The organism is Caulobacter sp. DWR1-3-2b1 (genome assembly GCF_049895765.1).
GTDB lineage: Bacteria > Pseudomonadota > Alphaproteobacteria > Caulobacterales > Caulobacteraceae > Caulobacter.
Map to the genome: position 1 here is coordinate 1 of NZ_JAFCSZ010000051.1, position 12,015 is coordinate 12,015.

Below are 12,015 nucleotides of genomic sequence, written 5' to 3' on the forward strand. Positions count from 1 at the left end.
CCTCGAACATCGGCGCTTGCAGCACCGCAAAATCGCCGCCTAGATATCAACCCCAGATGAGGCCAACCCTCCGCTAAATCCGCGACCCGGCTGTCTCAAAACTTCTGACGACGTACAGCGGCAAAAGGCCGGCGCCCTCAATCGTCATTGCTGGCGACCTTTCCAGCGCGATCAATCAACGGCGCGCGGAGTTGGTCTTCCAGGCGCTGAATCTGTAGGCTAATGGCCGGTTGTGTCCGTCCCGGGAGGGCGGACGCCTTCGTAAAACTACCGGTTTCAACAACAGCGATGAACGCTCGCAGCAGCTCAATGTCTAGGCTCACCAAGCGGCGCGCCATTCCATAACCATCCATTATGTGATGCGCTTGCAGGATAAGTTGGGAAGAGAGCCCAGGGAAGTGACTCTGGCCGCGAAATTCAGCGCCGCCTGATCTGAAATTCTGCGGAGGGGCCGGAACGGTGGCTACCAGGGCACGTGATCGCCGAAAACGCGGCTGCTTAATCGACCAAAGCAAAGCGGTCGGGTCGGGCGTATCTGGTCAATAGGTCTCCCAGCAGCTGGTTGGGAAACCGGCGGTTCTGGATGATCGCGTAGAAGCTCTCGGTGAGTTGCGGGATCCGGCAATGCTCGACCAGGACCCCGGATTCCAACTCGTCGCGTACAACGATAGGCGGAACGAGCGTCACGCCTTCGCGCTCGCGGGCGAGGAGGCGCAGCATCGCCATGTCATCGACTTCGGCCAGGATGATGGGGCGAATGCCTGCCAGATCGAGCAGGCGGTCGAAGCCGACCCTTATGTCGCTGTCCAAGCTTGGAAGCAAAATGGGCTCGCTGCGTAGATCCTCAGGAAAGTGAAACAGGGGTTTGTCGGGCCTCGGCCGGCCGACCAGGCTTACGGGCTGCTGGTTGAGCAGGTGATTGCGGAAGGGCGCGCGGGCGTCGCGTTGCGCGGCGCTGTTGGAGAGAACCACATCGATGGCGTGGGCTTGAAGTTGTGTGAGCAGGTCGCGGGTCGTGCCGGAGCGCACGATCAGCTCCACGTCCGCGCGGCCGACCAGAGGCCGCAGGAACTCCAGCTGGAAGTTGCGCGACAGGGTCGTGAGCGCGCCGACTCGCAGAACCTGTCGATTGGCCAGAGGCCTACCCTCGAGGGTGCTCATCAGCTCGGCGCCGGCCTGGAAGACGGTGTCGGCATAATCGAGCGCAATCTGGCCGGCCTCGGTCAGGACGAGCCGCTTGCCGACGCGGTCGAACAGCGGGTGGCCCATCTGGTGTTCGAGCTTCTGTACCTGCACCGAAAGTGCCGACTGCGAGAGACTCAGCCGTTCAGCCGCCCGGGTCAGGCTGCCCTCATGCGCGACAGCCCAGAAATAGCGCAGGTGGTTGAAGTTCAGGTTGGCCATATCGTTCTATAAAACAGAACGAAACCACCGAAACAATGAATTTTCCGGGCCACACCGAACCAGCTACCTCCCGCTTGCGATCCGCAAAACGCGTTAAGGGAACTTCATTGCCAATCGATCTCTTGCCCTTGCTGGCGCCCGCAGCGCTGCTTCTGATCGGTGTCTTCGGCGTTATCAGCCGCGGGCGCCTGGACCGCGTCATGTCTCGGATCGCCGAAGCCTCAGCGCTACTTGCTCTGGCCGTCGGCGTGATCTCTGCCGTCGTCCTCATCATGCACGGGCCGGCGGATAGCCGCCTTACCGGGCTGGGTGGCTTTGGTCTGTCTATCCGGCTTGATGCCGTCAGCGCCGTGATGTTCCTTCTGGTTTCGTTCATCGGCTGGGTCGTGGTGCGTTACTCCGCGACCTATCTGGACGGGGAGGCGCGGCAAGGTGCGTTCACCGGCTGGCTCTGTATGACGCTGGCTTCGGTGCTCCTGCTGGTGCTGTCGGGCAACCTGGTCCAGCTCGTCCTGGCCTGGGTCGCGACGAGCTTCTTTCTGCACCGGCTACTGCTGTTCTATCCGGACCGGATCGCGGCGCGGCGTGCGGCCGCCAAGAAACTTGTGACCGCGCGGCTGGGCGACGCGGCGCTGATCAGCGGCGCTGTGCTGATGGCGCTCGGCTATGGCACAACCGATATCGCGGCCATCTTGAGTGCAGCCCGCAGCGGAAACGGCGGCGGTCTCGCGATCGGCGCCGCGGCCCTTTTGGCGGCCGCGGCACTATTGAAGTCCGCGCAGTTTCCGATGCATGGCTGGCTGACCGAGGTGATGGAAACCCCAACGCCCGTCTCGGCGCTCCTACATGCCGGCGTCATCAACGCCGGCGGGTTTCTGCTGATTCGCTTCGCAGACGTGATGTTGCTGGCCCCCGCCGTCTTGGCGTTCCTTGTCCTGATCGGTGGCTTTACCGCGCTATTCGCCGGACTGGTGATGCTGACGCAGCCGGCGGTGAAGACCTCATTGGCTTGGTCGACGGTCGGCCAGATGGGCTTCATGATCCTGGAGTGCGGGCTGGGGCTCTTCCCGCTGGCCTTGCTGCACATTGTGGCCCATTCGCTCTACAAGGCTCACTCCTTCCTGGCCTCCGGCGGCGCGGTGGACTTGATCGCCGCCAACCGCAGGCCCGGTCCCGTGGCCATTCCCAAGGCCGGCGCGGTCGGGCGCGCTTTCCTCCTGGCGCTAGTTATCTATGCGGTTGTTGGCCTGGGGTTCAGCTTCCAACACAAGTCGCCTCAAGCCATCGCGCTAGGCGCCATCCTGATCTTCGGCGTCGCCTACATGCTGGCCCAAGGCTTGGCGGACGCCGCGCCCAGGGCGTTGACCCAGCGCACCATCGGCTACGCAATCGCCACCTCCGTCAGCTATTTCGCGCTTCAGGTCTTCGCCGTCTGGCTGACCTCCGACGTGCTGCCGGCCGCGCCGGCGCCAGGTCCGCTGCAATGGGCGCTGATCGGCCTCGCGGTCGTCAGTTTCGGCCTCGTGGCGGTCGTCCAGGCGATGTTCCCGCTCTGGGCCTACCACCCAGCCGCCGCAGGCCTGCGCGTGCATCTCTCCAACGGCTTCTACGCCAATGCGGTGTTCGACCGGCTGCTGCGCGGCTGGCGGCTACGCAACGCAACTTGATCAGCTCGGAGGACGAAAAATGACGAATGCAGAAACTTCGAGCTGTCGAGATGTCCTGCAGTTGGACGTCGCCGCCGATCGCGCCGCGCGGGCGATCCCACCGCTCTGGCCGCTAGCGTCGAGCGTCGCGGTCAATCCGTTCCTCGGCCAAGCTGATGAAAGCCTCGCGACGGTCGGCGCCCGCCTGGCACGGGTGGCGGGCGTCACGGTGACTATGCCGCGAAGCTGGTTCCAAGAGCGGATCGCCAGCGGAGTCATTACCGACACCGATCTGGCGGATGCTCTAGCAGGTGGGCCATCATCGCTGCGCCCATCAGATCTCGCGGCTCTAAAGTCCATCGCGCAGGTCTCGAAGCCGAAGATCTGCGCAGCGCCGACCATCGCGGACCTCGCGGCTGAGGTATCCGGGATTGACTGGCCGGGGCTAATTTCCGAGCGCTTCGGCGCCTGGGCGGCAGGATACTTCGACGAAGGACAGGCGCTCTGGGCCGCACCGCGCGGGAAAGGCGCCTACGCTGCCTGGCGCGCCGTCGCGACCCACGATCTGACGCCCGAAATTGTCGGCCTTGGAGGCTTTGCGACCCGCGTCTCGGAGGCCCCGGAAAGTGCGCCAGACGCAGTTGCAGGCGCGGTGAGCCGGCTCGCGCTCCCAGCCGAGGCTCTGGAAACCTACTTCCACCAGATGCTGATGACGCTCGGCGGCTGGGCGCAATATGCCCGCTATCGGCTTTGGCAGGCAGAACTCGGCTGCGGTGCGGACGCGACGATCACCGACTTTCTGGCCATCCGCCTGATCTGGGAAGCGGCCCTGTTCGACCGGTATGAGGACCAGATCGCAGCCCGTTGGAAGGCTGTCATCGCTTCGCATTCGACCCCCGTCGCACCGACAGCTGACCATGTCGTGGACGCCATCCTGCAGGAAGCGTCTGAACGCGCGGCGCAACGGGCCTTGGCTGAAACGCTCGCAGCGCCGGGGAGAGTCGCGACGGGGGGTCGACCTCTGCTCCAGGCTGCGTTCTGCATCGATGTCCGATCCGAGGTGTTCCGGCGGGCGCTGGAATCGGTCAATCCAAATATTCAGACGCTGGGGTTCGCCGGCTTCTTCGGCCTGACAGCCTCACATCGGCGATTTGCCTCCGACGTTCAGGAACTGCGGCTGCCTGTCTTGCTGAACCCCGGCCTTACCTCCTGCTCGGGCAGGTCGGAGAACGCTGCAGCAGATCAGTCTGCGCGGTTCAAGGCCCGCGCCAAGCGGGCCTGGGGTCGGTTCAAGCTGGCCGCCGTGTCGTCCTTCGCCTTCGTCGAGGCGACGGGACCAATCTATGTCGGCAAGCTTGTGGGCGATGCTTTAGGACTGCATAGCAATCGGGCGCCCAACGATCCTGCGCCCCGTCTTGATCCCGCTCTCGACCGCGACTCTCGAACTAAAGCGGCCGGAACGGTGCTGCGGGCCATGTCGCTGACGACCAACTTCGCAAGGCTCGTGCTGTTGGCCGGGCACGGCGCAAACGTCGTCAACAACCCCCATGCCAGCGGACTGCATTGCGGCGCATGTGGCGGCTATCCGGGTGACGTAAATGCGCGGCTGCTGGCTGCACTGCTGAACGACGCGGAGGTGCGCAGGGGTCTGGTTCTTGAGGGAATCGAGATTCCGGACGACACCCTTTTCGTCGGGGCCTTGCACGACACGACGACGGACGCGGTCACGCTCTATGCCGAGGACCTCCCGTCCATTTCCCATGAGCCTGACCTAAGCGCCGCGAGGGCCTGGCTCGCAGCCGCGGGCAATGTCGCGCGGGGCGAGCGGGCCTTGCGTTTGCCTCGGGGGGCGGGGGAGAGCCTTGCCAGGCGCAGCCGCGACTGGGCTGAGGTGCGGCCGGAATGGGGGCTGGCAGGCTGCAAGGCGTTTATCGCAGCCCCACGTGGGCGTACGGCGGGTAAGACCCTCGAAGGGCGCGCATTCCTGCATGACTATGATTGGAAGGCCGACAACGACTTTGGCGTTCTCGAATTGATCCTGACCGCGCCTGTGGTCGTCGCGAGCTGGATCAGCCTGCAGTATTACGGATCGACCGTGGCACCGGCAGTCTTCGGCGCCGGCAACAAGCTCCTGCACAACGTCACCGGCGGCATCGGCGTCGTTGAGGGCAACGGCGGCCTGATGCGCGTCGGGCTGCCCTGGCAATCGGTTCATAACGGAACGCAATACGTCCACGAGCCCCTGCGTCTGTCCGTCTGCATCGAAGCCCCGCGCGAAGCGATGGCCGAGATCCTGAAGCGGCATGACGGTGTTCGCGCGCTCTTCGACAATCGCTGGCTGCACCTCTTCGCGCTCGACGAGACCGGCCAGATGGCCTGGCGCTACGCAGGCGATCTCAAATGGTCGGCGATGGCTGTTGCGTCTGATCCGGCGGCGGCTCTGAAGATGGCGGTTTGAGCTGTGAAACTTACCCGCTCTCACCTGTCCTGGCTGGAATCGGAATCCATCCACATCCTGCGGGAGGCCGTCGCCGAAGCACGCGACCCCGTCATGCTGTTCTCGGCGGGCAAGGATTCGACCGTGATGGCGCACTTGGCGCTGCGAGCCTTCTATCCATCGAAACCGCCGTTCCCACTGCGGCATGTGGACTCGACTTGGGAGTTCAGGTCGCTGATCGAGTTCCGGGACGACTTCGCGGCGAAGCATGGCTTTGAGCTCATCGCCTATTCAAATGAAGGGGGGCGCGCGGCGGGCCTCAATCCCTTTGATCATGGGGACCGCTACACCCTGGTCACGAGGACGGAGCCGCTGAGGACGGCGCTCGACGTTGGCGGCTACGACATCATCTTCGGCGGCGCCCGGAGCGACGAGGAAAAGTCGCGCGCCAAGGAGCGTATCATGTCGGTTCGCGGTGCCGGCCATGCCTGGGAACCGCGCCAGCAGCGACCAGAGCTCTGGCGACTCTACAATACCCGCTGGGTAAGGACCAGACTGCCAGGGCCTTTCCGCTCTCCAAATGGACCGAGACAGATATCTGGGCCTACGCGTTGCTCCACAAGATTGAGCTGGCGCCGCTCTATTTCGCAGCGCCGCGGCCGGTTGTGCAACGGGCCGGTGCGTTCATCGTCGTCGACGAGGAGAGCCGTATGCGGTTCCGGCCCGGCGACGAAATCCAGACCAAGACCGTACGCTTCCGAACGCTCGGATGTTGGCCGGTGACAGGCGCCGTCGAACCCGAGGCCACTGACTTGGCCGCCGTCGTCGATGAAACGCTACGGGCCTCATCGTCCGAGCGCCAAGGACGGATTAGCGACGGGGAAGATGGTGGCTCGCTCGAACAAAAGAAGCGTGAGGGCTATTTATAATGACGCCGAACGATGCTCGTCCTTACCAAAATACGGTCGCGGTACTCACTACTATGCATTGCAAGGAGCGCGTGATTGGTCCTGTGCTTGAGCAAGGCCTGGGTCTCAGGGTTGCTCTCGCGATCGGACTGGATACCGACCGCTTTGGCACATTCAGCCGCGATATCGAACGGACCGGCTCCCAGCTCGATGCGGCCAGGGCCAAGATCGCAACGGGGTTCGAATACGCGCCCTATGCTCGCGTAGGGATCGCCAGCGAGGGCAGCTTCGGCCCGCACCCCTACATCCCCTTCCTTGCCCTTGGCCGTGAACTTGTCGTGCTGATCGATCGTGAGCGCGGTCTCGAACTGACGGGCCATTTTGCGAGCCCTGAAACCAACTACGGCCATGCCATCGTCTCGGACTTGGAAGCCGCGATCGCCTTCGCCGCGCGGTCGAAATTCCCTGAGCATGGGTTAGTCGTGATGGGCTGCGTTGATGAGAAGCCCGCGCCGGGGCTAGCCCTGATCAAGGACGTTGATGATCCTGCCACGCTGGAAAGAGTGATCGGCCAGGTACTCGCCAAATGTGGCGCAGCGTTCGTCGAGGCCGATATGCGCGCCCATCGCAATCCCACCCGGATGCGGGCGATTGAAACTGCGGCGAGCGATCTAGTGCGCCGGTTTCGCAGTCAATGCCCGGCCTGCGCCCATCCAGGATTTGACGTCACCGAACGCATTCCTGGTCTTCCGTGCGAATGTTGCGGTGAGCCAACCCATGTGATCCGCGCGGAGGCCTTGACCTGCCAAGCTTGCGACTATCGGCAGGAGCGCCCAGCGACGAGCGCTGTGACCGCAGATCCTGGACGCTGCGGGAGTTGCAATCCTTGATCCGGGGGCGCTGCCGTCGCTTGAGCGGTTTTGGCGCAATCACGGTGCGGTGGGATCACGACCTCCGTCCACGCGTGAACCAGCGACGCGACAAGTGACGCGGGTATTGGCGGCCCCTGGTGACGTGACCCTCGATCTAAGGCCGAACGGGGGATCACAAGACGCCTTGGTGACGCTCGATTCCGTGGACGGGACGGCGAGGCGCGGTGTCGCCAGGTCGACCTGAAGAAGTGCAGGAACTGATGGCGCCGTCAGTCCAAGGTCAATTCGTCTCCGGTCGGGCGTAGTTCGCCCAAAAGCGTTCTTCACCGCTGCGCCCGTTTGACGCCGCCGCGTATTCGAGCCCAGCTCCAAGCGCCGCAGGCAGGTAGCCGGGCCCTAGAGCATTTTCCGATAAGTGTGAAACGGTTATCGGATCAAAAAATGCTCTAACCCTCTGATTTATAGCCTTTTTCGCCCGACCCTGATGAAGCCATCAGGTCGGAAAGGGCTCTAGCCGCCAGCTGCTGCCCAGCCCAGAAGACGGTGTGCAAATGGCGCAAAACGAACCACGATGGCTCACGCACCATGAGGCCGAAGGCGCCGACGAGCACGGTGCTGACGCAAGCCGAGTAAGCCATCGTGGCGGCCTTCCGGCAGAAGACTATGCTGCCACTGGACGACGTGCTGGGCCGCCTGCGGGACACCATCCCAATCCTCGGCCGTAGCGGCATCGAGCACCGGCTCATCAAGTCTTACCATCCACGGACCAATGCCTAGGCAGAGCGCAGGAACCGCACGATCAAGCACGCCATCGTCAGGGTCTGCCACTACGAAGAACTGGAAGGTTTCGAGGCCCATGTCCTGACCTTCGTCACCGCCTACAACTTCATCAAGCACCTGAAGGACCTGCGATGGCGAACGCCCTACCCGGTCATCTGCGAGACCTGGACCAAAGACCGATCAATCTCAAAGATCAACCCGCACCACCTCATTCCGGGACCATACACCTAGTCGAAGATATCGAAGATAGAGCCGCGCTTCTTGCGATAACTACCGTGGCCTTGGCCGTATTCGCCCCGCTCTCCGCCCTCGCCATATTCGCCCCGTTCACCGAGACCTTCGGTCCAGCTCTGGGGGCGGGGAGCGGCGGCGGGAGGAACGGCGCCGGCCGGCGGTGCTGTCGGCTGAGCGCCTGCGGCCATCAGATGTTCGAGTTCTCCTCTGTCAAGCCACACGCCGCGGCAGGTGGGACACATGTCGAACTGGACCCCCGCGCGCGCCACGGTCTGCATGGAACTGTTGTCATTGGGGCAGAGAAGAAGAGGCATGGGCCGGTCCCGTCAAAAGAAGAGAGGCGCGACGCCGCAGCGGGCGAAACAGCCTCAGGTTTGAACGTGTTGCGTCCGACATCACCGCGACGACCCTGGGATCGCCGCAGCCAGAGGGGCCCGGTTCGCATAGCAGACATGGTGTCAGAGCGGGCCTGGCGCAAGAACATGGCTTCAGTCCGACGATGGTCTAAGGCGAAGGAGCTTTGGAGGGTGCCGTCACCCCCGCTAGACTTACGCCCAATCGGAGGCGCCGTTGATGGAAATCGCTGACTTGCTCGATCGCGAGGCGGTGCTCGCCTGCCGCGATATTCTGGCGCGTGCGCCGTTCAGGGACGGGGCGCTCACCGCAGGCGCGGCCGCCTCGAGGGTCAAACGAAACCAGCAGGCGAACGGCGCTGATCCTGGCATTATTGCGCTGAGCCAGCGGGTCCGGCTGGCCCTCGAACGCCACGAAGTCGTCCGGCGCCTGGTCCGCCCCGTTCGCTGGTCCAACCTGACGTTCTCGCGCTATGCCGCGGGGCAGGAATATGGCCTCCATGCAGACAACGCCGTCATGTCCGACGGTGACGGATGGCCGTTCAGGACGGACGTCAGCTTCACCCTCTTCCTGTCCGATCCGGAGACCTACGTCGGCGGCGCGCTCCTGATCTCGGACAGGGCGGGTGAGCGTGAGTATCGTCCCAAGGCGGGCTGTATCGTCTTCTACCCCACCGGCTATCTGCACAGGGTGGCGCCGGTCACGGCCGGCGAGCGCCTGGCTTGCGTCGGTTGGGTCCAGAGCTTTATCCGGCGGTCCGATCAGAGGGAGGTGCTGTTCGACCTTGAGCGTCTGCGAGACGCCGCAGTAGCCGATTCAGCCCTGATCCTGGACAAGACGATCGGGAACCTGCTGCGCATGTGGGGTGAGGTTTGAATGCGCACATCCTGAGCCAGGCAGTTCCCATGGGGGCCCCGTCGCGGACGTCGGACGACCGCCCCGGCTTGAGTTCGGGCAATCCTGACCCTGCACCGCATCCGAACCGCTCCTGGGGAAGCCGCACCCCGTTGCAGGATCCGCCCCCGCCCCCGTTCCCCGCCCGCGCCGGGCGGGGAACGGGGGCGGGGGCAGTCAGCCGGGCGCTACGGCTTGGCGGTCCCATCGTGGGTCTTGACCCAGGAATAGATCATGGAGCCGCCGATCAGGGCGAGGGTCGCCAGCAGGGACCATTGCGGCTCGAGATAGGGCACCAGCGGCTCGCCCGTCATGTCCTTCCAGGCCTTGTAGAGCCCGAAATTCCAGATGATCTTGACCCCGATCAGCATGAGCACCGCCGACAGCCCGTATTTTAGATACCTGAACCTGGCGACCGCCTCCGCGAGCATGAAGTACATCGAGCGCAGACCCAGGATCGCGAAGATGTTGGACGTGTAGACGATGAACGGGTCCTTCGTGACCGCGAAGATCGCCGGTACGGAATCGACCGCGAAGATCACGTCCACCACCTCAACCATGACGAGGGCCAGGAACAACGGGGTAGCGAACAGCACTTGCCGCCCCGAGCCCTTGGGATCGAGTCCCTTCACAAAAAAATTGTGGTTCTCGATGGTATCGGTGACGTGCAGTCGCTTCTTGAGGAACTTCAGAACCCGGTTTTCGTGCAGATCAACCTGCTGATCGCCCCCGAAGATCATCTTCCAGCCCGTGAACATCAGGAAAGCTGCGAAGATGAACAGGACCCACGTGAACTCGTTGACGATCACTGCGCCCAGAGAGATGAAGATCGCCCGGAACACAATGGCGCCCATGATGCCCCAGAACAGCACCCGATGCTGATACTCACGCGGGACGGCAAAGAAAGTGAAAATAATGCCGATGACGAATATATTGTCGAACGCCAAGGCAGTTTCGAGCAAATATCCGGTGAAATACTGAAGTACCGCCTGCTGGTTCAGGTTGTCCGGGCTCATATAGTAGACGGGATTGGGGTCGTAGACCCAATAAACATAGGCCCCGAACAGGATGGCGATGGATGCGAACGAGGCCCACATCACGGCGGACTTCTTCGCCGAAACCACGCCGTCCTTCTTGTTCACGACCCCGAGGTCGAGCCACAGTAGAAAGCCGATGAAGGCGAGGAACGCTATCCACAACCAGATTGGCTGGCCAGCATAGGTGGCGACCAGAAACGGAACAGACTCGAACATTCAGCACCCCGGGGCAACAAACGGGCGCGGCGACGCGCCATCCATTCGGGGTCCGACATCGAAGCCGAAAGCGCGGCCTCCAGAGGGGCCCGGACCCGCCTAACCAGGCTCATGTAGGCCTTATTCCCGCCGCGTCAAGACGGCGGGGGTCTGGAGTTGTGATCCGCCGAGCCGGCGGCATGACCACGAAGGCGTCAGACCCGACTACGGTGCATAATTTCCGATAATTTTCATTATAAGAGGAATGTTTGTAGCCGGGCGGATTCTATTTTGAAGTGCGATTTATGAGGGTTTTTATGGACTTAGGTCCAGGGAGATTTTCACATGGGATCGCGTTACGATCATATCACGGTTCAAGAACGCCACCTGATCTGTCGCTGGCGTGACGCCAAGGTGCCCGTCCGGGTTATCTCCGAGCGGCTTGGCCGCCACCCGTCGACCATACATCGCGAGATCAGGCGCAATTGGTTCGATGACGGCCCGTGGCTGCGCGGCTACTTTGCCATCGCCGCCGACGAGCGCGCCTCGTCGCGACGCAGGCGTGTCGGCAAGCTGCATCGTGATCCAGAACTGGCCCGCTTCGTCACAGAGCGCTTGCAACAGACCTGGTCGCCAGAACAGATCGCGGGCCATCTCAAAGCCACTCGCCAAACCCAGGCCTATGCCTGCCACGAAACCATCTATCGCTACGTCTATGGCCCAGATGGCCGGGCTGCGGAGCTCTACAAGCTGCTGCCCAGGATGCGTCGGCGCCGGCGCGCGCTATGCCCGACGGCCGCGCGGCCTAAATATCCCGCTGCAGAACACCATCGCGCAGCGCCCCGCCCACATCGGCGAGCGCCAGTGCTACGGCCATTGGGAGTGCGACCTGATCGCTTTCCGCAAGGAATACGGACGTCACAACATCACGACGCTGGTGGAGCGTCGAAGCCGGTACCTGATCATGATCAAGAACCCGAGCCGCAGCTCGACAGGCATCATGGCCGGCCTGGCCGAGCGCTTGGAGCCGCTTCCTCCGCCGATGCGGCAATCCATCACCTTCGATCGCGGCACGGAGTTCGCTTTCTTTGCGACCTTAAAGCGCTCGCTGGAGATCGAGAGCTACTTCTGCAAGTGTCCGCCGTCAGCGCCTTTGAGACAGATTGAGGGTTCCGTTTAGAGGAGGGTTTTGGTCTCATCGTAGTGACGAAGGAACGAAGATGAGACCAAAACCCTTGGCCGCGAAAGCGGCGC

9 protein-coding genes and 4 pseudogenes are annotated in these 12,015 nt (G+C 63.0%); 8 read left to right on the forward strand and 5 right to left on the reverse strand.

All coding sequences use genetic code 11. From position 1 onward, the window contains the following. Positions 1 to 39: 39 nt before the first annotated feature. From ACP69S_RS21350 to ACP69S_RS21360, 3 genes and pseudogenes are all read right to left on the reverse strand, one after another. Positions 40 to 117, reverse strand: a pseudogene (locus ACP69S_RS21350) (hypothetical protein); the annotation flags it as partial. Between the two features lie 20 nt (positions 118 to 137). Then, a complete protein-coding gene (locus ACP69S_RS21355; RefSeq protein WP_426000670.1) occupies positions 138 to 353 on the reverse strand; it encodes a helix-turn-helix domain-containing protein in 216 nt (71 codons plus the stop codon). Positions 354 to 498: 145 nt separating this feature from the next. Continuing rightward, positions 499 to 1,404 (reverse strand): LysR family transcriptional regulator, encoded by a 906-nt coding sequence (locus tag ACP69S_RS21360; RefSeq protein WP_426000672.1) that lies wholly within the window; start codon positions 1,402 to 1,404, stop codon positions 499 to 501. Positions 1,405 to 1,511: 107 nt separating this feature from the next. On the opposite strand from ACP69S_RS21360, the gene ACP69S_RS21365 reads away from it, so the two are divergent. From ACP69S_RS21365 to ACP69S_RS21390, 6 genes and pseudogenes are all read left to right on the forward strand, one after another. After that, positions 1,512 to 3,071 carry a proton-conducting transporter membrane subunit gene (locus ACP69S_RS21365; RefSeq protein WP_426000674.1) on the forward strand — a complete coding sequence of 520 codons (1,560 nt, stop codon included), beginning with the start codon at positions 1,512 to 1,514 and terminating at the stop codon, positions 3,069 to 3,071. Positions 3,072 to 3,132: 61 nt separating this feature from the next. Beyond that, a complete protein-coding gene (locus tag ACP69S_RS21370) occupies positions 3,133 to 5,508 on the forward strand; it encodes a YbcC family protein (RefSeq protein WP_426000676.1) in 2,376 nt (791 codons plus the stop codon). A gap of 3 nt (positions 5,509 to 5,511) precedes the next feature. Beyond that, positions 5,512 to 5,970: pseudogene (locus ACP69S_RS21375) on the forward strand (phosphoadenosine phosphosulfate reductase family protein); the annotation flags it as partial. A 113-nt stretch (positions 5,971 to 6,083) separates the two neighbouring features. After that, on the forward strand, positions 6,084 to 6,416 hold the full coding sequence (locus ACP69S_RS21380) for a hypothetical protein (RefSeq protein WP_426000685.1): 333 nt from the start codon (positions 6,084 to 6,086) through the stop codon (positions 6,414 to 6,416). After that, positions 6,416 to 7,285, forward strand: a complete 870-nt coding sequence (locus tag ACP69S_RS21385) for a DUF6671 family protein (RefSeq protein WP_426000678.1) — start codon at positions 6,416 to 6,418, stop codon at positions 7,283 to 7,285. The genes ACP69S_RS21380 and ACP69S_RS21385 overlap by 1 nt, the downstream gene beginning before the upstream one ends. Before the next feature lie 480 nt (positions 7,286 to 7,765). Next, positions 7,766 to 8,278 (forward strand): annotated as a pseudogene (locus ACP69S_RS21390) (integrase core domain-containing protein); the annotation flags it as partial. Here ACP69S_RS21390 and ACP69S_RS21395 read toward each other — a convergent pair. Beyond that, positions 8,275 to 8,595: a zf-TFIIB domain-containing protein gene (locus tag ACP69S_RS21395; RefSeq protein ID WP_426000680.1), complete on the reverse strand. Its 321-nt coding sequence runs from the start codon at positions 8,593 to 8,595 to the stop codon at positions 8,275 to 8,277. The pseudogene ACP69S_RS21390 and the gene ACP69S_RS21395 overlap by 4 nt on opposite strands. A 259-nt stretch (positions 8,596 to 8,854) precedes the next feature. Between ACP69S_RS21395 and ACP69S_RS21400 the strand changes: the two genes are divergently transcribed. Further along, positions 8,855 to 9,511: a Fe2+-dependent dioxygenase gene (locus ACP69S_RS21400; protein ID WP_426000682.1), complete on the forward strand. Its 657-nt coding sequence runs from the start codon at positions 8,855 to 8,857 to the stop codon at positions 9,509 to 9,511. Positions 9,512 to 9,717: 206 nt separating this feature from the next. Here ACP69S_RS21400 and ACP69S_RS21405 read toward each other — a convergent pair whose 3' ends face one another. Continuing rightward, the gene (locus ACP69S_RS21405) at positions 9,718 to 10,782 is read right to left on the reverse strand and encodes a TerC family protein (protein WP_426000683.1); all 1,065 of its coding nucleotides are present in this window, start codon (positions 10,780 to 10,782) and stop codon (positions 9,718 to 9,720) included. 324 nt (positions 10,783 to 11,106) lie between these two features. Here ACP69S_RS21405 and ACP69S_RS21410 point away from each other — a divergent pair. Then, a pseudogene (locus ACP69S_RS21410) lies at positions 11,107 to 11,914 on the forward strand (IS30 family transposase); the annotation flags it as partial. Between the last annotated feature and the right edge of the window lie 101 nt (positions 11,915 to 12,015).